Annotated in this window: 21 protein-coding genes; 12 read left to right on the forward strand and 9 right to left on the reverse strand. The window is 66.4% G+C overall.

What is annotated here, in order from left to right:
* Positions 1–292: 292 nt before the first annotated feature.
* Both ACXJ16_RS06255 and rnhB read right to left on the reverse strand, forming a co-directional pair.
* Complete coding sequence (locus tag ACXJ16_RS06255) at positions 293–1,207, reverse strand: oxidoreductase (protein ID WP_463921609.1); 915 nt, start codon at positions 1,205–1,207, stop codon at positions 293–295.
* A gap of 13 nt (positions 1,208–1,220) precedes the next feature.
* Positions 1,221–1,853, reverse strand: coding sequence for a ribonuclease HII (gene rnhB / locus ACXJ16_RS06260; RefSeq protein WP_054441577.1), 633 nt, complete (start codon positions 1,851–1,853; stop codon positions 1,221–1,223).
* On the opposite strand from rnhB, the gene ACXJ16_RS06265 reads away from it, so the two are divergent.
* From ACXJ16_RS06265 to ACXJ16_RS06295, 7 genes are all read left to right on the forward strand, one after another.
* On the forward strand, positions 1,852–3,033 hold the full coding sequence (locus ACXJ16_RS06265) for a PQQ-dependent sugar dehydrogenase (RefSeq protein ID WP_463921610.1): 1,182 nt from the start codon (positions 1,852–1,854) through the stop codon (positions 3,031–3,033). The two genes, rnhB and ACXJ16_RS06265, sit on opposite strands and share 2 nt — an antisense overlap.
* A gap of 65 nt (positions 3,034–3,098) precedes the next feature.
* Entirely contained in the window at positions 3,099–3,617 is a 519-nt protein-coding gene (locus ACXJ16_RS06270; protein ID WP_463921611.1) for a GNAT family N-acetyltransferase, read from the forward strand.
* A 75-nt stretch (positions 3,618–3,692) separates the two neighbouring features.
* Positions 3,693–4,238 (forward strand): DUF1285 domain-containing protein, encoded by a 546-nt coding sequence (locus tag ACXJ16_RS06275; RefSeq protein WP_463921612.1) that lies wholly within the window; start codon positions 3,693–3,695, stop codon positions 4,236–4,238.
* Positions 4,235–4,828, forward strand: a complete 594-nt coding sequence (locus tag ACXJ16_RS06280; RefSeq protein ID WP_054441571.1) for a CoA pyrophosphatase — start codon at positions 4,235–4,237, stop codon at positions 4,826–4,828. The genes ACXJ16_RS06275 and ACXJ16_RS06280 overlap by 4 nt, the downstream gene beginning before the upstream one ends.
* The gene (locus ACXJ16_RS06285; protein ID WP_463921614.1) at positions 4,821–5,993 is read left to right on the forward strand and encodes a CCA tRNA nucleotidyltransferase; all 1,173 of its coding nucleotides are present in this window, start codon (positions 4,821–4,823) and stop codon (positions 5,991–5,993) included. The genes ACXJ16_RS06280 and ACXJ16_RS06285 overlap by 8 nt, the downstream gene beginning before the upstream one ends.
* Entirely contained in the window at positions 5,990–6,631 is a 642-nt protein-coding gene (locus ACXJ16_RS06290; RefSeq protein ID WP_463921615.1) for a retropepsin-like aspartic protease family protein, read from the forward strand. Before ACXJ16_RS06285 ends, ACXJ16_RS06290 begins: the two co-directional genes overlap by 4 nt.
* Before the next feature lie 43 nt (positions 6,632–6,674).
* A complete protein-coding gene (locus tag ACXJ16_RS06295; RefSeq protein WP_324694794.1) occupies positions 6,675–7,331 on the forward strand; it encodes a retropepsin-like aspartic protease family protein in 657 nt (218 codons plus the stop codon).
* Between the two features lie 54 nt (positions 7,332–7,385).
* On the opposite strand, the gene parC is transcribed toward ACXJ16_RS06295, so the two are convergent.
* Complete coding sequence (gene parC / locus ACXJ16_RS06300; protein ID WP_324694792.1) at positions 7,386–9,680, reverse strand: DNA topoisomerase IV subunit A; 2,295 nt, start codon at positions 9,678–9,680, stop codon at positions 7,386–7,388.
* 118 nt (positions 9,681–9,798) lie between these two features.
* Here parC and ACXJ16_RS06305 point away from each other — a divergent pair, with 118 nt between their 5' ends.
* On the forward strand, positions 9,799–10,647 hold the full coding sequence (locus ACXJ16_RS06305) for a DUF4349 domain-containing protein (RefSeq protein WP_324694790.1): 849 nt from the start codon (positions 9,799–9,801) through the stop codon (positions 10,645–10,647).
* A gap of 41 nt (positions 10,648–10,688) precedes the next feature.
* Here the strand turns inward: ACXJ16_RS06305 and ACXJ16_RS06310 are convergent, their stop codons facing one another.
* Genes ACXJ16_RS06310 through ACXJ16_RS06320 form a run of 3 tightly spaced genes read right to left on the reverse strand, consistent with a single transcriptional unit; the run spans position 10,689 to position 13,142 of the window.
* Positions 10,689–11,018 carry a 2Fe-2S iron-sulfur cluster-binding protein gene (locus tag ACXJ16_RS06310; protein ID WP_369818345.1) on the reverse strand — a complete coding sequence of 110 codons (330 nt, stop codon included), beginning with the start codon at positions 11,016–11,018 and terminating at the stop codon, positions 10,689–10,691.
* A gap of 4 nt (positions 11,019–11,022) precedes the next feature.
* Complete coding sequence (locus ACXJ16_RS06315; RefSeq protein WP_324694786.1) at positions 11,023–12,102, reverse strand: cysteine desulfurase family protein; 1,080 nt, start codon at positions 12,100–12,102, stop codon at positions 11,023–11,025.
* Positions 12,099–13,142 (reverse strand): cysteine desulfurase family protein, encoded by a 1,044-nt coding sequence (locus tag ACXJ16_RS06320; protein ID WP_324694784.1) that lies wholly within the window; start codon positions 13,140–13,142, stop codon positions 12,099–12,101. The genes ACXJ16_RS06315 and ACXJ16_RS06320 overlap by 4 nt, the downstream gene beginning before the upstream one ends.
* 128 nt (positions 13,143–13,270) lie before the next feature.
* On the opposite strand from ACXJ16_RS06320, the gene ACXJ16_RS06325 reads away from it, so the two are divergent.
* Entirely contained in the window at positions 13,271–13,927 is a 657-nt protein-coding gene (locus ACXJ16_RS06325) for an alpha/beta hydrolase (RefSeq protein ID WP_054441549.1), read from the forward strand.
* Positions 13,928–13,978: 51 nt separating this feature from the next.
* Here ACXJ16_RS06325 and ACXJ16_RS06330 read toward each other — a convergent pair whose 3' ends face one another.
* Positions 13,979–14,191, reverse strand: a complete 213-nt coding sequence (locus tag ACXJ16_RS06330) for a hypothetical protein (RefSeq protein WP_324694781.1) — start codon at positions 14,189–14,191, stop codon at positions 13,979–13,981.
* A 77-nt stretch (positions 14,192–14,268) separates the two neighbouring features.
* Here ACXJ16_RS06330 and ACXJ16_RS06335 point away from each other — a divergent pair, with 77 nt between their 5' ends.
* A complete protein-coding gene (locus ACXJ16_RS06335) occupies positions 14,269–16,134 on the forward strand; it encodes a DUF885 domain-containing protein (protein ID WP_324694779.1) in 1,866 nt (621 codons plus the stop codon).
* Between the two features lie 51 nt (positions 16,135–16,185).
* Here ACXJ16_RS06335 and ACXJ16_RS06340 read toward each other — a convergent pair whose 3' ends face one another.
* Complete coding sequence (locus tag ACXJ16_RS06340; RefSeq protein ID WP_185997543.1) at positions 16,186–16,539, reverse strand: hypothetical protein; 354 nt, start codon at positions 16,537–16,539, stop codon at positions 16,186–16,188.
* A 132-nt stretch (positions 16,540–16,671) separates the two neighbouring features.
* Positions 16,672–18,273 carry a phosphoenolpyruvate carboxykinase gene (locus tag ACXJ16_RS06345; RefSeq protein ID WP_132468751.1) on the reverse strand — a complete coding sequence of 534 codons (1,602 nt, stop codon included), beginning with the start codon at positions 18,271–18,273 and terminating at the stop codon, positions 16,672–16,674.
* Between the two features lie 257 nt (positions 18,274–18,530).
* On the opposite strand from ACXJ16_RS06345, the gene ACXJ16_RS06350 reads away from it, so the two are divergent.
* Positions 18,531–19,325 carry a response regulator transcription factor gene (locus ACXJ16_RS06350; RefSeq protein ID WP_324694775.1) on the forward strand — a complete coding sequence of 265 codons (795 nt, stop codon included), beginning with the start codon at positions 18,531–18,533 and terminating at the stop codon, positions 19,323–19,325.
* A complete protein-coding gene (locus ACXJ16_RS06355) occupies positions 19,318–20,895 on the forward strand; it encodes a sensor histidine kinase (protein WP_324694773.1) in 1,578 nt (525 codons plus the stop codon). Before ACXJ16_RS06350 ends, ACXJ16_RS06355 begins: the two co-directional genes overlap by 8 nt.
* Position 20,896: the final 1 nt, after the last annotated feature.

Raw genomic sequence — 20,896 nt, forward strand, 5'->3', positions numbered from 1 at the left:
GTCAACCCGCGACTCGTGGGATTCCCTTGTGATTCAGGTGTTCAGCAAACAGAACAAAACGAATCCGACACAAGATGTCGAGTCATGATCGATCCGCCAGACTCTAGATGTGGGGGTTGTGACTCCCCGGACTCACCGCGAAAAATTTGTCCCGGCGCAGGTTTTCGGGCGTCGGCGCGCAGATGCGGAGGAACGCGCCGGAGGCGGCCTGCGAACGACTGAATCTTGTTCGGCAGGCACTGCCGCGGACAGGTTCAATTTACCCCGCACCCGCCATTTAAAGACCGGCGTCTCAAAAACCGGCAAGGCCGCAATCGATGCCCGTCATCTGCACGCTGACTTCCCAGAGCCGTCGCGCAGCGGCGCCGTCGCGTGCGGAGGCATTGCGCTTCGCTACGCCCGAAGGACCGGACATTCCTCCAAACCGCCGGGGCCCGAAGTATTGACCCGCCCCGGCATCCGGGTCCGTCGCCGCCTGGAGCGTTGGCCAGGCGCCTTCCTCCGCCGTGTTGAGCACGATGCCCGCCACCGGGAACAGCAGCCGGAAGCCCAGCGAATGGCGCCCCAGTTCGGTCTCGGCGATGCCGGGATGGCAGGCCATTGCGCGCACCGGAGAACCGGCGACGCGTAACCTGCGGTCCAGTTCCAGGAGATGGAGAAGGTTCGCCAGCTTGCTGTCGCCATAACGCTGCCGCGCCTTGTAGCTGCGGTGTGCGTCGAGGTCGTCCCAGTCGATCCGCCCCCGCATGTGCGCGAGGCTGGCGGTAATCACCACGCGCGCGCCGGGCGCTTCCGACAATTTGGGAAGCAGCAGCCCGGTCAGCGCGAAAGGAGCAAGGTGGTTCACCCCGAACTGCAGTTCGTGCCCCTGCACCGTGCGTTCGAGCGGCGGCACCATGACGCCGGCATTGTTCACCAGCACATCGAGGCGCGGCTCGTCGCGTGCGACTTGCTCGGCACACTCGCGCACGCTGAACAGGTCGGCCTGGTCCAGCGGCACGAAGGCGAGATTGGCGCCGGGCAGTTCCATGCGGATGCGTTCCATCGCGTCCCGCGCCCTCTCCTCGCTGCGGCAGGCGAGCAGCACCCGGGCGCCGCGCGCCGCCAGAACCCGGGTGGTCTCGAAGCCGAGGCCGGTGTTGGCGCCGGTGACGAGGAAGCATTTGCCGGCCTGCCCCGGAACGTCGGCAGCGGTGAAGCCCGTCACGTCATCGATCCCATCATAAAGCCATCTCCAACTGCGCGACCGGCGCAAAGCTGCGGCGGTGATGCGGGGTAGGCCCGTGGCGGCGCAATGCCTCCAGGTGCTGTGCCGTACCGTAACCGGCGTTGCGCTCCCAGCCATAGTGGGGGTGCGCCAGCGCCAGTTCGCGCATCAGCCGGTCGCGGTGCTCCTTGGCGATGATAGACGCCGCCGAGATGCACGGCTCGATCGCGTCCCCGCCCACGATGGCGCGGGCCTGCCAGCGCCAGTCTGCAGTGCGGCCCGCCGGTGTCAGATTGCCGTCGATCAGCACCTCGTGCGGCTCCTCGTCCAGCCCGGCGCAAAGCGCGGAAACGGCGCGGGTCATCGCCAGCATGGTGGCCCCGAAGATGTTGAGACGGTCGATCTCATCGACCTCCACGACGCCCACGGCCCAACGGCAGCGGCGCTTGATCGTCGTTTCCAGCACCGCGCGGCGCTTGCCGGTGAGCTTCTTGGAATCGTCCAGTCCGGAAGGCCGGGGCTTGCACAGCACCACCGCGCCCGCCACAACCGGACCGGCCAGCGGCCCCCGCCCCGCCTCGTCCACACCGATGACAAGACGGCCGGCACCGGAACGACCACTACCAGACAGGGATTCAAACGACATGACCAAGCGGGTGATCTCCAGACCCTTCGTTGCGGCGGTATCGCCCGTCGCGCTCGTGCTGGCAAGCTGCGGCGCGGCGGCCACCGGGGAGAAGGCTTCGGCGGAAACATCCGCAGAACCCCCGTTCAAGGTCGAACAGGTCGCCGGTTTCGACGAGCCTTGGGCCATGGCCATCGACAGGGCAACGGGCGCGATGATCGTGACCGAGAAGAAGGGCACGATCAGGCTGCGCCTGGCGGATGGCACGCCGGGCACCGTCTCGGGCGCGCCGAAAGTCGCTTACGGCGGCCAGGGCGGCCTTGGCGACGTAGCCTTCGCCCCGGGGCAGAGCGGCCCTACCCTGAACGGCCGGGTGATCTACCTGAGCTGGGCCGAAGCCGGCGCCGGAGACACGCGGGGCGCCGTGGTCGGCCGGGGCACCCTCTCCTGCCCCCAGCCGGCGAGTTGCGCGATCGAAGGCCTCTCGGTGATCTGGCGGCAGGTGCCCAAGGTGAAGGGACAGGGCCACTATTCGCACCGCATCGCCTTCTCGCCGGATGGCAAGTACCTGTTCGTCAGTTCCGGCGAACGGCAGAAATTTACGCCCTCACAGGATCTCGACACCAATCTCGGAAAGATCGTCCGCCTCCTGCCCGATGGCACTCCCGCACCCGGCAATCCTTATGCGGGCAAGGGCGCGCCGACCGACCAGATCTGGTCCTACGGCCACCGCAACGTGCTGGGCCTGGCCTTCGACGGCGAGGGGCGGCTCTGGGATCTGGAGCACGGCCCGGCGGGCGGCGACGAACTCAATCTCGTGAAGCCGGGACAGAACTACGGCTGGCCGCTGGTGTCGGACGGCGATCACTATGACGGCAAGCCGATCCCGCGCCATGCCACCCGCCCTGATCTTGCCGCGCCCGCGATAAGCTGGAACCCCGTTATCGCGCCGGGCGACTTCATCTTCTACACCGGCGCCCTGTTCCCCGAGTGGAAGGACCAGGTCCTGATCGCCTCCTTCACCGTACCGGGACTGGTGCGCGTGCGGATCGACGGGGAAAAAGTCACCGAGGAAGCGCGCTACCCGCTCGACAACCGCATCCGCGAGATCGAACAAGGCCTGGACGGCACGATCTGGCTGCTCGAGGACGGCCCCGCCGATGCTTCCGGGCACCTGCTGAAGCTGACCCCGAAGTCCTGACCGGACTTTCGCCGGATTCCGAATTGAATCGACAAAAGCGCGTGCCGACCCTATCGGCCCGCGCCATGTCCCAGACTGCCACCCTTATTCCGCTCGACAATGTCGACCCCGTTCTCGTCGAGGCACTCCTCGATAGCGCGTTCGAGCCAGAGCGACACCAGCGCACCGCCTACAAGGTTCGCGAAGGCGTGGAATGGCTGCCGGGCCTGAGCTTCGCGGCGCTCGACGCCAATGAAATGCTCGTCGGCACGATCCAGTGCTGGCCGGTCGCGCTCAACGATCCGGAGGGCCGCGCCCATCCGATGATCATGGTCGGCCCGGTCGCCGTCATGCCCGGGCATCAGGGACAGGGCTTCGGCCAGGCGCTGATGTCGGCGGCGATGGCCGGTATCGACTCGCGCGCGCCGCTGCCGCAGGTCATGGTCGGCGATCCCGAGTACTACGGCCGCTTCTGGGGCTATACCAACGAATGGACACAGGGCTGGAACATGCCCGGCCCGTTCGAGCGGCATCGCCTGCTGGTCCGCTGCGACAATCCCGCGGTTCTGCCGCGCGAAGGCATGCTGGGGCCCTGGCTGCGATAATTCGCTCCGGCGCCGGGATACGATCCCGGCGCTCTGGACCTTGGCGTATCAGGCCCTATCTGGCATCGCAGACCGATGCCCTATGAACCGCCGCCAGAACTGAACGCGCTTTCGCTTGCCCAGGTGGCCGACCTGCTGGCCGCCCGCAAGCTTCCTCCCGTGGCCGACTGGTCCCCCCGGATCACCGGCGACAGCGAGATGACGATCCGCGCCGATGGCCGCTGGTTCCACCAGGGCGGCGAAATCCGGCGCCATGCCATGGTCCGCGCCTTCGCGTCGCTGATCCTGCGCGAAGCCGATGGCCGGCACTGGCTGGTCACTCCGGTCGAGAAGCTGTCGATCGAGGTGGAGGATGCCGCCTTCATCGCCGTGGACGTGCGGCAGGACGAAGGTTCGCTCGTGTTCCGCCTCAACACCGATGATCTCGTGATTGCCGGGCGCGAACATCCCATCCGCGTCGAGGGCGACCCGGAAACTCCCGCGATCTATCTTGGCGTGCGCAACGGCGCCGAAGCCCGCCTGAACCGCAGCACTTACGGGCAGCTCGTGGAGATCGCGCTGGCCGGGGGCGAGCTTGCGGTTTCCAGCCAGGGCGAGACTTTCGGGCTGGTTCCCTCATGAGCGCGCTCTTCGCCGATGTTTCGCGACGGTTCGAAGCCGGGCACGATACCATGCCTGACGAACTCTGGATCGATCCGCGCATTCACCAGATCGAGACGTTCAAGCCCGCCGCCGTGCTGATCGCGCTGACGGAGCGCCCGCGCCCGGGCATGCTGCTGCTTCACCGCCCTTCCACCATGCGCGCGCATCCGGGGCAGATCGCCTTCCCCGGCGGCCGGCTCGATCCGGGCGAAACCGCTGTCGAGGCGGCCCTGCGCGAAGCGGAGGAAGAACTCGGCATCCATCCGCGCGATGTGCAGGTGATCGGCACCAGCGATCTCTACCGCACCGGCAGCGGATACGAGATCACGCCGGTGATCGGCGTGGTTCCGCCCGATCTCGAAATCCGGCCCAACCCGGCCGAAGTCGCGCAATGGTTCGAGGCACCTGTCGAATTCGTGCTCGATCCGGCAAACCAGAAGACCCGGTGGATCGACTGGGAAGGCGGCCGCCACGCCTTCGTCGAGATCACCTGGCACGACCACCGCATCTGGGGCGTCACCGGCGCCATCCTTCACAATCTTGCCCGCAGGCTGAACTGGAATGACTGAGACACTGACCGCCGACTGGATGGCCCGCGAAGACCTCGCCGCGCTCGTTGCCGCGCTGGGCCATGAAAATGCCCGCTACGTGGGTGGCGCCGTGCGCGACACCCTGCTCGGCCAGCCGGTGAAGGACATCGACATGGCCACCGTCCTTCCGCCCGAGGAAACGATGCGCCGCCTGCAGGAAGCGGGCATCCGCCATGTCCCCACCGGCATCGATCATGGCACCGTCACCGCCGTCCTCCCCGGCGGCCCGGTGGAGATCACCACCTTGCGCCACGACGTCTCGACCGACGGCCGCCGCGCTACCGTGGCTTTCGCCACCGACTGGCGCGAGGATGCGGCCCGCCGCGATTTCACGATGAACGCGCTCTATGCCGATCCGGTGGGCGGAGAGCTGTTCGACTGGTTCGGCGGGCTTGAGGACCTCTCCGCCCGGCGCGTGCGCTTCATCGGCGATGCCCGTCAGCGCATCCGCGAGGATCACTTGCGCATCCTGCGCTACTTCCGCTTCCAGGCCCGGTTCGGAACCACCCCGGCAGACGAGGAAGCCGAAAGCGCCTGCTCCGAACTCGCGCCCACGCTCAAGGGTCTCTCGCGCGAGCGTGTGGGCATGGAAATGATGAACCTGCTCGGCCTGCCCGACCCGGCGCCGACCGTGCAGCGCATGGCGGAACTGGGCGTGCTGGAAGTGATCCTGCCAGAGGCCGACACCGCGGCCCTCGCCGCGCTCATCGCCGCCGAACGGGCGCAGGCTGCCGGGCCCGATCCGGTCCGTCGCCTTGCCGCGCTGCTGCCCGCGCAAGTGCCGCTGGCCGAACAGGTCGCCTCGCGCTTCCGTCTTTCCGGCGCCCAGAAGAAGCGCCTCGCGGTCGCCGCCGCGCGAAACGGAGCCCCCGGCGAGCCGCGCGCCCTTGCCTATCGCCTCGGCTTGGACGGCGCGCTTGACCGGCTGTTGATCGCCGGCGCCGATTGCACCGCCTTGACGGGCTGGAACGTGCCGCAGTTTCCACTGAAAGGCGGCCAGATCGTCGCCCGCGGCGTGGGCGCCGGGCCCGAAGTCGCTCGCGTTCTGCGGCAGGTGGAAGAGCGCTGGGTGGCGGAAGGCTTCCCCGGCGAAGCGCGGATTTCAGAACTGCTCGACGCGGAACTCGCCGGGCAAGCTTCTTGAACCTGGATGAACTCGGCGGGCTGCTTTACCGGCAGCCGCTGCTGGCGCTGACGATCGGCGCCATCCTCGTGGCCGTGCTGGCCGGGATGCTGGCGGCCCGCCGTCCCCGGCTCGGCCATGCCTTGCGCAATCTCTCCCACTTCGGCCTGATCGCCGCGCTCCTGCTGACGGTGGTGCAAGTGGCCCTGCACAATACGCGCTCGGAAGCGGCGCTCTGGCTGGACGAGCCCCAGCCGCCCTCGATCGAAGGCAGCGAAACCATCGTGCCGCTTCGAGCGGACGGTCATTACTGGATACAGGCCCGGCTCCAGGGCGAGCCGGTGGATTTCCTGGTCGATACCGGGGCGACCTATACCGGCATCTCGAAATCGGTCGCCGCGCGCGCAGGGATCGAACCCGATGCCAGTGACCGGGGCGTGATGCTCGATACGGCCAATGGCACCATCGTCGCGCGTATGGCGACGGCCGGCTCACTGGATTTCGGGTCGATCTCCGCCCGCGACCTGCCCGTCGCCATCGGCCCCGACGACGAAGTGGAAACCAACGTCATCGGCATGAACCTGCTGTCCCGGCTGGCCAGTTGGCGGGTCGAGGGAGACCGGCTGATCCTCGTTCCCCGCAATGGGCGGGGAACGTGATTCCGTCAGCGTTCCGACAGCATGTTCATGGCATGATCGGGTAATGGATTTTCCCGGACTCCTGACTTTCCTTGCCGGCCAGCCCTTGCTGGCACTGGCGCTGGCGGCGATTTTCGTCTCGGTGCTGGGCGGTCTGCTGCGCGGCGCGTTGCCGCTGCTTGGCGGATTCCTTCGCGGCGTGGGCAACCTCGGCGTCGTGGCCGCCCTGCTGCTGACCGTGGCGCAGGCGACCCGGCTCACCAGCGGCACCGACTTTACGCTTCCCGGCATCGAACTGCCCGAGCTCGGCCTTTCGCGCCAGAGCGTGAGCGGCGGCGAAACGCGCGTGCCGATGGCGCGTGATGGTCACTTCTGGGTCAAGGCCACGATCAACGGCGTGAAGGGCGATTTTCTCGTCGATACCGGCGCCACGCTCACCGCGATCTCGCCTAGAGTGGCGAATAGTGCCGAAGTCCGCCCGCAGACCATGCGGCAGGACATCGCGATGCGCACCGCGAACGGCACGGTCGCGGCCCGGCTCGGCACGGTCGATGAGCTGCGCTTCGGCAGCGTCGTCGCGCGTCAGCTTGACGTGGTGGTCGCGCCGGGGCTGGAGGACCAGAACGTCATCGGCATGAACCTGCTTTCGCGGCTGGCGAGCTGGCGCGTCGAGGGGCGCACGCTGATCCTCGTGCCGCATCACCCGCAACCGGCAACCTGATTTTCGTACGGATCGGGGCGCCGTCCCGGAACGGAACCGGGACGGCGCGCGAACTCAGCCCTGGAACTTGTTGTCGCGCGGGAAGCCGACCGGCGGCAGCCGGCCCGCCGCGCCGCGCGCGACCTTCCACATCACCGTGTCCTTCTCGGTCCGCGTGCGGCCGCTTTCGCCGCCCATGGTCCAGGAAAGGCCGTCCTCCAGCTTCAGCGTGGTGATGTCCGACATGCCGCCGTCACGGTAACGCTGGAGCGTCACGCCCTGCCCCTTTGCCATGACCGGCAGTTCTTCGAGACTGAAGATCACCAGCTTGCGATTGTCGCCCACGACCGCGACGTGATCGTGCTCGGCCGGGATTTCCCGAACGACGACCAGCTGCACGCCCAGTTTGGTGGACATGACCGCACGGCCCTTGCGGGTTTCAGCCAGAAGTTCGTCGGTTTCCGCCGCGAAGCCGCGCCCGATATTGGAGGCCAGCAACAACTGCGCCTTGGGCCTGTATGGCAGGGCCGCAACGATATGCGCCTCGGTGTCGATGTCGATCATCGTGCGGATCGGCTCGCCAAAGCCGCGCGCGCCGGGCAGCTTGTCGGCACCGAGCGTGTAGAAGCGCCCGTTGTCCACCGCGAGCAGGATCTTGTCGGTCGTCTGCGCGTGGAAGGCATAGGCCGGGCCGTCGCCTTCCTTGAACTTGAAATCGCCGTCCAGGGCGACATGCCCCCTGGCGGCGCGTATCCAGCCCTTGGCCGAGAGGATCACCGTGACCGGCTCCTTCTCGATCATCGCGTCCATGCTGAACTCGACCGTTGGCGTGGCCTGCGCGATCGTGGTGCGGCGACGGCCAAGCTCGGTATTCTCGGCATAGTCCTTGCGCAAGTTGGCAAGGTCGCGCTTGAGCCGGGTCCGTTGGCGCGCCGGGCTTTCGAGCAGCTTGTTGAGCTCTTCCTGCTCCCGAAGCAGTTCCTCGTGCTCCTTGCGAAGCTCCATTTCCTCAAGCTTGCGCAAGGACCGCAGGCGCATGTTGAGGATGGCTTCGGCCTGACGGTCGGTCAGCTCGAACTCGGCCATCATCACCGGCTTGGGCTCGTCCTCGGTACGGATGATCTCGATAATCCGGTCAAGGTTGAGATAGGCGATGATGTAGCCGGCAACCAGTTCCAGCCGCGAGGCGATCTTTTCCAGCCGGTGCCGGGTACGGCGCAGCAGGATGTCGATCTGGCTGTAGACCCATTCCGACAGCAGCAGCTTGAGCCCCAGCACACCCGGCGTGCGGTGCGAATCCAGCACGTTGAGGTTGAGCGAGAATCGGCTTTCGAGGTCGGTCAGCCGGTAGAGGCTTTCCTTCAGCAGTTCCGGATCGACATTGCGGCTCTTGGGCACGAAGACGATGCGGATCTGCTCGTCGCTCTCGTCGCGAATGTCTTCGAGGATCGGCAGCTTGCGGTCGGCGATGAGCTGGGCGACCTGCTCGATCAGCTTGCCCTTGGCCAGCATGTAGGGGATTTCGGAAATGACGAGCTGCCACTGGCCGCTGCCCAGTTTCTCGACCCCGGTTTCCTCCCAGTTGCCCGCCTCGTCCTTTCCGCAGGAAAAGCGGCCGCGCACGCGGAAGGCGCCCTTGCCGGTGGCATAGGCGTGGCTGATCGCCTCCGGGCTGTCCACCACGAGGCCGCCGGTGGCAAAGTCCGGGCCGTGGAAGACCTGCATGAGCTGGTCATGCTCGGCATGGGGATTGTCGATCAGCATCAAGGTCGCGTCGATGATCTCCGCGACGTTGTGGCTGGGGATCGAGGTTGCCATGCCCACGGCGATGCCGGTGGCGCCGTTCGCCAGCAGGTTCGGGAACAGGCCGGGGAATATCTCCGGCTCGCTTTCCTCGCCGTTGTAGGTGGGAACGAAGTCGACAGTGCCTTCGTCCAGCCCGGCCATCAGGTGGATCGCCGTGCGCGTCAGGCGCGCTTCGGTGTAGCGGTAGGCCGCCGCGTTATCGCCGTCGATATTGCCGAAGTTGCCCTGCCCCTGCACCAGCGGATAGCGCAGCGAGAAGTCCTGCGCGAGGCGGACCATCGCGTCGTAGACCGAGGCATCGCCATGCGGGTGATACTTACCGATCACGTCGCCAACAACGCGCGCGGACTTCTTGTAGGCATTGCCCGGATCAAGCTTGAGCTGCCGCATCGCCCAGAGCAGACGGCGATGCACGGGCTTCAGTCCATCTCGCAAGTCCGGCAGCGAACGGGCCGTGATCGTGGACAGGGCATAGACAAGATAGCGCTCTGAGAGCGCAGCATCGAAAGGCGCATCGACGATGGCGTCGAAAGGATCTGAGTCTTCGTCGGTCGTGGTCACCATGGCACGGACCCTAGCAGCGCCCTTCCCAGTGCCAAAGTCGCTTTTCAGCGTTTTCCATAAGCTTGCCGCTCGGATAGCGCCTGCCTTCGAATCAGCGCGTCATCAAAAGGGGGAAACGATGCGCAAGACATTCATGGCCTTGGCTTTACTGGCGCTTGCCGGTTGCGGAGGCGAGTCTCCTCGCGACCTTCGAAAAGTCACCACTTCCGACAGCAAGGAAGAAGTCGCTGCAGGGAGCAGCGATCCCATTGCCGTGAGCGCACCGAATGCGCCGAAGATCGCCTATGTCTACGAATACGGCTACCGCCTGAGCGCTGCCGCCATCCCGCAAGTCCAGCGCAAACAGGCCGATCTCTGCGAAAAGCAAGGCCCGCAGGTCTGCCAGATCCTCGACATGAAGCAGAGCGGCGCCGAGGGCGACTATGCCTCGGGTTCCCTCTCGCTCGCCGTCGCGGCCCCTCGCGCCCGCTCATTCGGAACCGAACTCGGCAAAATCGCCGGCGCCGCGGAAGGCGAAGAGGTTTCAAGCGGGATTTCGGGTGAGGATCTCTCGAAGCAGATCGTCGATACCGAGGCCCGCCTGCGCGCCCGCACCGTGCTGCGTGACCGGCTGATGGAAGTGCTGGCCAGCCGCAAGGGCACCGTCGCCGAACTGGTCGAAGCGGAACGCGGAGTCGCCAAGGTCAATGAAGAGATCGACGAAGCGAAAAGCTGGCTCGCGGAAATGCAAGGCCGCGTCGATTACAGCCGGATAAACATATCCTACGAAGCCGGAACACCGTCGAGCGGCGGTTTCATGGGACCGATCCGAGGCGCTCTCGGCAATGTGGGGACCGTACTGGGCGCGGTCATCGGCTTCCTCATCCTCGCCGCAGCCGTCATCGTGCCGCTGGGTTTGGTCGGACTGGGCATCCGCTATGGAATGAGCCTGTATCGCCGCCGCACGCAACCGGGCGAGGAAGCCTGAACAGGCCGAAGTCGTCATCCCGGACTGTTCCGGGGTGACGATCAGCCGATCTGCATGTCCCGTGAAACGCCCGGAATCCTGACCTCCAAACCGTCCAGCGCCTGAGTCAGTTCGATCTGGCAGGACAGGCGGCTGGTCCGCGCAACTCCGGCGGCGAGGTCGAGCATGTCTTCCTCGTCCATCGAGGCCGGTTCCAGCCTGTCGAACCAGTCGGGCGCGACGATCACGTGGCAGGTCGAGCAGGCCATCTGCCCCTCGCACGTTCCTTCGAGCGGCATACCGGCAGCTTGCGCCACACGCAGCAGAACGTCTCCCGTCTCGGCCTCGGCCAGAACGAGTTTTCCTTCCGCGGTCAAAAACCTCACGTTCAGCAACTCAGACTCCCTGCGCCGCTGCTGCGGCTTCTATTCGTATGCAGGCATCCTTCAGCTCCCCAAGGTCACTATATCGCCCGAATCCCAGACGGATAGAGGCTTTGGCGCCGGAATCGGAAAGTCCGAGCGCCTTGAGCACGTGGCTGGGCCGTCCCGAGCCGCTGGCACAGGCGGAACCGGCGGAAAACGCCACGTTCCTGAGGTCGGACATCAGCCGCGCCACATCGAGCCCCGGCAAGCGCAAGTTGAGATTTCCGCGCCAGCGATCTGTGGACGAGCCGTTGAGGGTCCAGCGCGCCAGCACTGCGCGCGCGGCATCCCACAACGCCTCGACACGCGCGGCGTCCTCTTCCATCCGCGCTGCCGCGAGCGATGCGGCCACGCCGAACCCGGCGCAAAGCGCGGGACTGAGCGTGCCCGAACGCAGGCCCTGCTCCTGCCCGCCGCCGTGCATCATCGGCGCCAGCTCAAGCCCGTCACGCACCCAGAGCGCCCCGATCCCCTTCGGCCCATAGAGCTTGTGGGCCGAGATCGCGATCAGGTCCGCGCCGACAGGCGCCGCGATCTTGCCCGCCCCCTGGACGGCATCGCAAAGGAACAGCGCGCCTGCGGCATGGACGGCTCGGGCAAGAGCTTCGACCGGCTGGATCGTGCCGATCTCGTTGTTGACCTGCATGACGGCGACAAGGCCCGTCCCTTCCGCGATCTTCGTGGCCGGATCGACCAGCCCCTCCGCGTTCACCGGCAGGATGGAAACCGCCGGATCGAGCGCCCGCGCCGTGTCGAGCACGGCGGCATGTTCGATGGCGGAAACCGCAAGGCTCCGCGCCCTGCTCCCCGCCATGGCGAGATTGATCGCCTCGGTCGCACCGGAAGTGAAGATCACCCGCCCGCCCGGCGGCAGCAAGGCGGCAACCTGATCGCGTGCCACTTCAACGATGGCGGCAGCGGCCCGGCCCGGCCGGTGCGGGCTATGGGGGTTGGCGAAGCCCACCGCTTCCGGCCCGCCCAGCCATGGCAGCATGGCCTCGCGCGCTTCGGGAGCCAGCGGCGTCGTCGCCTGATAGTCGAGATAGATCATGCCGCGCGCCGGCTTCCGGCAATCGCGCGCCAGGCATCAAGGAAGCGCGCGATATCGGCCTCGCAAGTCTCGCGGCCGATCGACACCCGGATCACTTCCGTCGGATGCGGATAGTTCATCGCCTCCAGAACGTGACTGGTCCTGAGCGATCCAGAGGAACAGGCGCTTCCCGCAGAGACGGCGATGCCCATGGCGTCGAACCGGATGAGCTGCGCGGCGGAAGACAGCCCCGGCATCCGGTAACCGCCGATTGTCGGGCTTCGTTCGGCTTCGCCGCCGACCACTTCACCCCCGGCCGCCAGGATTTCCGTCTCGAGCAGGGCGCGAAGCCTGCGGGCCTCGACCATCCATTCGCTGCCGGCCTCCAGCGCGGCGACCATTGCCAGTGCGCCGGGGAGGTTCTCGGTTCCCGCACGGTAGCCGCGCTCCTGACCACCGCTCGGTTCGAGCAAGGCCCAGTCGCGCACCAGCAGCGCGCCGGTGCCGATGGGGCCGCCGAACTTGTGCGCCGCCAGGGCGATGAGGTCGGCGGGTGGCAACGAGAGCTTCCCCGCGCCTTGCGCACAGTCGGCAAGCAGCACGCCGCCGGCGGCTTTCACCGCCTCTGCGACTTCGGCCAGCGGCTGGATCACGCCCGTTTCGGAATTGACCTGCTGCACCGCGACCAGCCCCTCCAGCGCCGCACCCGCCGGATCGACTAGGCCCGAGGAGTCCACGGCAAGCCTTGCTGCCGCCGCGCCATGACGCAGCACCGCCTCATGCTCGATCGGAGAAACCGCAGAAAGCACGCGTTTCGACCCGCGAATGGCAATGGCGAGAGCCTCGCTCGCACCCGAAGTGAAAATCAGTTCACCCTGCCACCCGAGCAGCCCTTTCATCCGGGCGCGCGCGTCTTCGAGCGCGGCACGCGCTGCGCGGCCCTGCCGGTGAGGGCTCGAAGGATTGGCCCAGAAAGCCGCACCTTCCAGCCATGCATTGCGCGCCTGGGGCAGGAGCGGCGTGGTCGCCGCGTGGTCGAGATAGATCTGTTGAGCTGACATCGCTTGAAAAGTTGTTTTCGGAGCCAAGGTTTCTATATAGCGAACTTCCCTTTTTCCACTCCCGCGATGGCTGGCGAGAATTTCGCCGCCGTTTCGCGGGAGTTTCAACAGGTCAGGTTCGCAGACACATGCCCGCAGTCATCTTCCCCGGACCCGAAGGTCGCCTTGAAGGCCGTTTCCAGCCGGCACCGCGTCCGCGCGCGCCCGTGGCGATGATCCTCCACCCGCACCCCCAGGCCGGCGGGACGATGAACGACCGCATCACCCAGCACCTCTACAAGACGTTCGTGGCGCGCGGCTTCGCCACCCTGCGCTTCAATTTCCGCGGCGTCGGCCGCAGCCAGGGCAGCTTCGACAATGGCGTGGGCGAACTGTCCGACGCCGCCGCCGCGCTAGACTGGGTGCAGTCGATCCATCCCGAAGCCTCGACCACCTGGATCGCGGGCTACTCGTTCGGTGCGCTGATCGGCATGCAGCTGCTGATGCGCCGCCCGGAAATCCGCGGCTTCATCTCGGTAGCCCCGCCGGCGAACATGTACGACTTCTCGTTCCTGGCGCCCTGCCCCGCATCGGGCATCATCGTGCAGGGCGCGGCAGACACGGTGGTTACGCCGGGCGCCGTGCAGAAGCTGGTCGACAAGCTGCGCACGCAGAAGCACATCACCATCCATCACGACGAAATCCCGCGCGCCAACCACTTCTTCGAAAACGAAGTGCCGGATCTCATGCGCTCGGTAGACAACTACCTCGACATGCGCCTCGCGCCGGACTGCCCGATCAAGTAACGCCCCGAACCTGATCCAGGGCGTTTCGAACGGATGAGCGGCGCCGGAGATTTACTCCGGCGCCGTTTTCGCATCTCCCGCGCGCGCCAGCGTATCGCCGTTGGAATTGGGCAGGGTCCAGATCGCCACGTTGACGGTGAGCACGCCCGCCAGCACCAGCATCAATCCGGCCTGCTTGCGATTGCCGCCGCGTCGGTAGAGCGCCAGCGCGCCCAGCAGGAGCGCGATGATGGCCGGGATCATGAGTGAGAGTGCAATATCCATGGCTTTTTCTTAGCGCAGACGTTTGCCGCAATCGAGCGGGTTTGACTTGAAGACATCGCCTCGCCAGTTTCGCCGCCATGCAAGACACCCAGACCAAGGCCGCATCCCTCTCGCGGCGCACCACCCTCCAGTTCCTTGCCGCCGGCACCGCCAGCATCGCCCTGCCCGGCGTAGCACAGGCCGCGGCAGGCGCTGCTTCCGGAAACCCTGCCCAGCAGAAAGCCGCCGCACTGCTCGATTCGGCCGCGTGGAGACTGCTCGACCACAACCCCGAAGGGGCGACCGGACTGGGCATCGACGTGGGCGCCCATGCCGCCCTGCGTGCCAAGGCCGAAGACCGCTCGTTCGCGGGCAAGGCCGCGCTCGCCAGGACCCTGCGCGAAGATCTCGCCCGCGTGGAAGCGGTGCCGACCGCGGGCCTGGACCATGCCACGCAGACCAGCCTCGCCGTGGTGCGCAGCGCCTACCGCACCTCGCTGGACGGGTTTGCGCAGCCCTACGGCGATGTCGCGGTGGGCGGCTGGCGCAATACGCCCTACGTCGTGATCCAGAACGTCGGCGCCTATCTCGACACGCCCAAGTTCCTCGACGCCGACCATCCGGTGAAGAACGGCGCCGATGCCGAGGCCTATCTCGCCCGTCTTGCCAAGTTCGACGACCAGCTCGACGGCGAACTGGAACGCATCCGCAAGGCCACGGACCAGGGCCTCGTCCCGCCCGATTTCCTGCTCGACCGCGCGATCGCGCAGATGACCAGCACGATCGAGGACGCCCGCAACAACGGCGGCGGCCTCGTCGCTTCGCTCGTGGGCCGCACCGCCTCGATCCCCGGAGACTGGGACCGCCGCGCCAAGGCCATCGTGTCCGCCGAAGTCGTGCCCGCGCTCGAACGCCAGCTTGCCGAACTCAAGCGCCAGCGCGGTCTGGCCAAGAGCGATCCCGGAATGCGCGAACGCCCGCACGGCGCCGAGTTCTACGCCTGGGCCCTGCGCGCCAGCACGACCACGCCTGTCCCCGCCGAGGAAATCCACCAGCGCGGGATCGAGGAACTGGCCGCGCTCCATGGCCGCATGGACCCCATCCTCCAGAAGCTCGGCTATACCACCGGCACTGTTGGCGAACGGATGACCGCGCTCGGCACCGACAAGCGCTTCATGTTCGCCGAAGGCGACCCCGGCCGCACCGAGATCATGGCCTTCATCCGCCATCGGATCGACTGGATCCGCGCCCAGATGCCGCGCGCCTTCCGCGATCCGGTGAAGGGGAACGTCGAGGTTCGCCGCCTGCCGCTGGCCGAGGAGCCCGGCGCGCCGACCGCATATGGCGGCGCCGGATCGATCGACGGTTCGGTTCCGGGCAAGATGTGGATCAACTTGCGCACCACCGACCTGCACCGCAAGTACGACCTGCCGACCCTGGTCCACCATGAAGCGATCCCCGGTCACGTCTGGCAGGGCGAATATGCCAACCGCCTGCCGCTGATCCGCTCGATCCTGGCCTTCAACGCCTATTCCGAAGGCTGGGCGCTTTACGGCGAGCAGCTTGCGGACGAACTCGGCGCCTATGCCGACGATCCCGTCGGCCAGCTCGGCTACCTCCAGTCGATCGCTTTCCGGGCCTGCCGCATGGTCGTGGACACCGGCCTCCACGCCAAGGGCTGGAGCCGCGAACAGGCGGTGCGCTTCTTCATGGAGAAGAACGGCAACAAGCGCGAGGAAGTGGTCAACGAAGTGGACCGCTACTGCTCATGGCCGGGCCAGGCCTGCGGCTACAAGATGGGTCATTCCGAGATCAACCGCCAGCGCAGCCGCGCACAGGCGGCGCTTGGCGCACGCTACGACCTGCGAGACTTCGACCAGGCCGTGGTCGATGGCGGCAACGTCCCGCTCGACGTGCTGGCGAAGAACATCGACAGCTACATCGCCACCGGCAAGGCGAACTGACCGAAGCTGAAATGTCGTCCCGGGACAGTCCCGGGACGACGATAGACCGGCTTACTTCTTGCCGAAGAAGCCCTTCGCAAGGTCGGTCAGGTCATCCATGACGCTGCCGTCGCCGTCCTTGTCGAGAAAAGCGGTGAACTTCGCGGGATCGCTGCCCACCAGACTGGCGAACTGGCTGAGCGAGCCTTCGCCGCCGATCGCCGCGATCACCTGCTGGATCGTGCCGACACCAAGCCCGGTCTTTTCCGCCGCGAGTTGTGCGGTGTCGCCCTCCTGCTGATGCGCGAGGCCCAGCGCGGCGATCGCCTGCTCCGCCTGCGCGGGCTCAAGGCCGAGCTTGGAGGCGAGGTTAGCCACATCCGGATGGTCGCTGACTTGTCCAAGGATACCGTCGAAAAGTCCCATGGTCGTATCTCCTAGAGAGGGGGATGGCGAGGATGCACGGTCCTGATGACAAAACAAGGGCCCCGGAACCGAAGTTCCGAGGCCCTGTACTTAATTCGAGCCGAACAGCGCCTGTAAAGGCGCCATCGCCGCTCAGGCCGCGACCGGTGCCGCCTTGCGGACGCCTTCGTCGACATGCGCTTCGAACTGCGCGAAATTGTCGATGAACTGCTTCACCAGGGTCTGTGCGGTCTTGTCATACTCACTGCCGTCAACCCAGGCGCCGCGCGGGTCGAGCAGCTTGGTGTCGACGCCGGGAACCGCAACCGGAACCTCGAAGCCGAAGTTCGGATCTTCCTTGAACTCGGCATCGTTGAGGCTGCCGTCGAGCGCGGCGTTGAGCAGCGCGCGGGTCGCCTTGATCGGCATGCGCTTGATGCCTTCCATCGTGGCCTTGCCGCCCGACCAACCGGTGTTGACCAGCCAGCACTTCACGCCGCCCTTGGCGATACGCTCCTTGAGGAGGTTGCCGTAGACCGAGGGATGACGCGGCATGAACGGCGCGCCAAAGCAGGTCGAGAAAGTCGCTTCGGGTTCGGTCACGCCGATCTCGGTGCCCGCGACGCGCGCAGTGTAGCCCGAGAGGAAGTGATACATCGCCTGATCGGGTGTGAGACGCGCGATCGGAGGAAGCACGCCGTAAGCGTCGGCCGTGAGGAAGATGATGTTCTTCGGAACCGGGCCGAGGTTCTTTTCCGAGCAGTTCGGAATGAAGTCGATCGGGTAGGAACCGCGGCTGTTCTCGGCAAGCGAGTTGTCGTCGAGGTCGATCTGGCGGGTGTCGGGATCGATCACCACGTTTTCGAGCACGGTGCCGAAACGCTTCGTGGTCGCGAAGATTTCCGGTTCGGCCTCGGCCGAAAGGCGGATCATCTTGGCGTAGCAGCCGCCCTCGAAGTTGAACACGGCGGTGTCCGACCAGCCATGCTCGTCGTCACCGATGAGCGTGCGCGAGGCATCTGCCGAAAGCGTGGTCTTGCCGGTGCCGGAAAGGCCGAAGAACACGGCGGTGTCACCCTCGGGGCCGATGTTGGCCGAGCAGTGCATCGGCATCACACCCTTGACCGGCAGCAGGTAGTTGAGGATGCCGAAGACCGACTTCTTCATTTCGCCGGCATAGGCGGTGCCGCCGATCAGGATCAGCTTCTCGGTGAAGTTCACCGCGATCACCGTTTCCGAGCGCGAACCGTGCCGTTCGGGATCGGCGCGGAAACTCGGCAGGTCGATGATGGTATATTCGGGCTCGAAGCTTTCCAGTTCGGTTTCGGTCGGACGGACCAGAAGCGTGCGGATGAACAGGTTGTGCCAGGCGAACTCGTTGATGACGCGCACGTTGACGCGGTGTTCCGGCTGCGAACCGCCAAACAGGTCGGCAACGTAGAGCTGGTCCTTGTCGGCCACGGCAGCGAGGAAATCTTCTTTCAGCGCGGCGAAGTGTTCAGGCGTCATCGGCACGTTGGTCTTGCCCCACCAGACCGTATTTTCGGTCTCGGCGTCCTTGACGATGAACTTGTCCTTGGCCGAACGCCCGGTGTGCTTACCGGTCGCGACGACGAACGGCCCGTCGGCGGCGAGCACGCCCTCGCCGTTCTTGACCGCCTGCTCGACCAGTGGCGCGGTGCCCAGGTTCGCGAGCACATTGGCGCGTGTTTCTATGCCTTGACTGGCGAGCGAATACTTAAGGGTAGCGGTCAATGTCATCTCCTCCAATAAAGGCGCGACCGACCGAAACCGGACACGCCCCGACATTTGCGCAAGAATCGGGCTGCGAATAATCGCCACCCCCTTTTCCGTCAAATTTCCGCAAAGATAAACCAACCGAGGGGGGTAGAACGGCAACACTTCGACCATTCCGGGGCAATTTCGAGACGAGTCGCAAAGCCGTGGACGGAACGTGCCCCAATCGCTAGTCACGGCGTTCGATTGCAATGGAAGGAACACAGGGCAATCCCATGGTCGAACCGTCGGCAAACCCCCAGCATTCGCCCTGCCAATCCGCCGGCGCTCCTGACGAGACGCCGCCCCCAGCGCCCGTCCGCCAGCAGTCGATCGCCCTCGTGGACGACGATCGTAACATCCTCACCACCGTGTCGATCGGGCTCCAGGCCGAAGGCTTCGCCACCCGGCTCTATACCGACGGCGAAACCGCGCTGAAGGCCCTGCTGGACAATCCGCCGGACCTTGCGATCTTCGATATCAAGATGCCCCGAATGGACGGGCTTCATCTGCTCCAGGCGCTGCGCGAACAGTCGCGCCTGCCGGTCATCTTCCTGACCTCCAAGGACGAGGAACCGGACGAGGCACTGGGCCTTGCGATGGGGGCGGACGACTATATCACCAAGCCCTTCAGCCAGCGCCTGCTGGTGGCGCGCATCCGGGCGATCCTGCGGCGCAGCGAACTGGTTCGCGGCACGAGCGAGGAGACGGTGGCGGAGAACCTGCCCGAACCCGTCATCCGCGGCCGTCTGCGCCTCGATCCGGCGCGCCATCAGGTGACATGGGACGCAGAGCCCGTCTCCCTCACCGTTACAGAGTTCCTCATCCTCGAAGCGCTCGCCCTGCGGCCCGGCGTGGTCAAGAGCCGCAACCAGCTCATGGACGCCGCCTACAGCGAGGACGTCTACGTCGACGACCGCACGATCGACAGCCACATCAAGCGCCTGCGCCGCAAGTTCCGCGCGGTGGACCCGGAATTTTCGGCGATCGACACCCTCTATGGCGCGGGCTATTCCTTCGCCGATGGCTGAACGTACACCGGGACGGCGCAAGGGATCTCTGGCGGTCCGGCTCGGGATGCCGTGGCGCGTCTCGCTGACCGCGCGCATCCTTGCCGTGAATGTGATCGCGCTGGCCCTGCTCGCGGGGAGCCTGTTCTACATCGACAGCTATCGGCGCGAACTGCTGGACGAGCGCTTCCGCCTCGCCCGTTCGGAAGCGGAAGTCGTGGCCATCGCCCTTGCCGGTGAAAACGCCGGCCGCCGGCGCGACCTGATCACGCGGATCGGCTCGGGGCAGGCATTGCGGCTGAGGCTGTTCAGCAACGACGGCGCCCTCGAAGCCGACAGCTTCACCCTTGCCCGCCCCTCCTACACCCTGATCGATCCCGCCACCGAACCGTGGTTCCAGGATGCCGCCCGCGCGCTCGACCGGGGCATGGACTGGGTGCTCGGCTCGCCGCCCGTCGCCGACTATCACGACGCCCCGCGCGCCGGCGCCTCGGCCTGGCCGGAAGTGGCCGCCGCGCTCGCCAGCGGCGAAACCGAGGTCTCGCACAAGGCCGCGCCGGACCGCACCCCCGTCATCATCGCCGCAACCCCTGTGGGCAATCGCGGCGAGGCGCTGCTCGTCACCCGCAACGCGCGCGACATTACCGAGAACGTGCGCATGGCGCGCCAGACGCTTGCCATCATCGTCGGCGGCGCGCTTACCGTCTCGATCCTGCTCTCGCTGTTCCTTGCCCGCACCATCGTCGAGCCGCTGCGCAAGCTGGTTCGCGCTGCCGTGCGCGTTCGTCTCGGCCGCGATCGCAGCGTAGTCGTCCCCCGCCTGCCGGACCGGCGCGACGAGATCGGCCTGCTCGCCCGCGCCATCTCCGACATGAGCGGCGCCTTGCGCCAGCGCATCGACGCGGTGGAAAGCTTCGCCGCCGATGTCGCGCACGAACTCAAGAACCCGTTGACGAGCCTGCGCAGCGCCCTCGAAAGCCTCGACCGGGTCGACGAACCGGCCCTTCGCCGCCAGCTCATCGGCATCGCCAAGGACGACGTGCGCCGGATCGACTTCCTGGTCACCGAGATCGCCGATGCGAGCCGGATCGACGCGCAGCTCAGCCGCACGACCTTCGAACCCGTGGACATGCTGCGGCTGGTCCGCGCGCTCGTGGCCGAACGCGAGCAGCGCGGGGTCAACGGATCGAGCATAATCAAGGTCGTGCGCGAAGCTGACGGCGACCTGCTGGTGGCGGGCGATGCCTCGCGGCTGGAGCGAGTATTGCAGAACCTGCTCGACAATGCCGTCTCGTTCTCACCCGAGGGAACGCCGATCGAGATCGCCGTCGGCCGCACCGAAGGCCGCCTCACGATCGCCGTCACCGATCACGGCCCCGGCATCCCCGAGGCGGCGCGGGAACGGATATTCGAGCGGTTCCACTCGCTGCGCCCCTCCGGCGAGGAGTTTGGCAAGCACTCGGGGCTCGGACTGGCCATCGCCCGCACCATAGTCGAGGCCCACTACGGCAAACTGCGCGCGACCGACCGCACCGATGGCGCACAGGGCGCCCGGTTGCTCATCTCGCTTCCCGCCTGGCAGAGCGCCTGAC

This window comes from Novosphingobium sp. TK71, assembly GCF_055361505.1.